Source organism: Bartonella capreoli, from assembly GCF_902813205.1.
Lineage (GTDB): Bacteria > Pseudomonadota > Alphaproteobacteria > Rhizobiales > Rhizobiaceae > Bartonella > Bartonella schoenbuchensis.
This window is the reverse complement of record NZ_CADDZX010000153.1, coordinates 1-494: the sequence shown is the minus strand read 5'-3', so window position 1 is coordinate 494 and position 494 is coordinate 1. Positions and strand designations below refer to the sequence as shown.

General features: G+C 33.4%; 1 protein-coding gene. It reads right to left on the bottom strand.

Translation table 11 applies throughout. The annotated features are described in order from the left end of the window. Nucleotides 1–156 precede the first annotated feature (156 nt). Nucleotides 157–321: a hypothetical protein gene (locus J7R05_RS07820; protein ID WP_208541829.1), complete on the bottom strand. Its 165-nt coding sequence runs from the start codon at nucleotides 319–321 to the stop codon at nucleotides 157–159. Between the last annotated feature and the right edge of the window lie 173 nt (nucleotides 322–494).

The window sequence follows — 494 nt, the reverse complement described above, 5'->3', positions numbered from 1 at the left end:
TACATAAATACCTAGCGTTAAACCGACAGGCTATGAAAAGCCTTTCAAAAGTTTTTAAAACTGATTGTCTTTATACGTGTCAAAGTGCATAATGTCGTTGACGGGGGTGAGTTACACAACCTACTCTTTTAGTTAGAGATTGATACTAGCATTTTTTTAAAATGCATGTCCACGATCTGTATCTGGCGATTTTGTTTCAACAAATTTTTTATCTTGTTCCTCTTGTTGTGCTTTACGTTTTTCCTCTTCACTTTTACCACAACCTGTAACACTCAATCCTATAGTCAATAGAGCCATGCATATTAAAAGAATTTTTTTCATTTTACCCCTCTATAAATATCTCATCTGTTAACATCATCTCTCAAGAAGCGTCTTGGATTCTTCATACTGCATGAAGAATAGATTTTATCATCACTTTCTTGCTTTCACAGTGAACACTATGAGTAAAATAATATAAAAAAGGCTTATGACAGCCATCGTATAAGTTTGTCATA

Excerpts from the sequence above, each read along its gene's own strand:
- J7R05_RS07820 (WP_208541829.1), bottom strand. The coding sequence starts at position 321 with ATGAAAAAAATTCTTTTAATATGCATGGCTCTATTGACTATAGGATTG.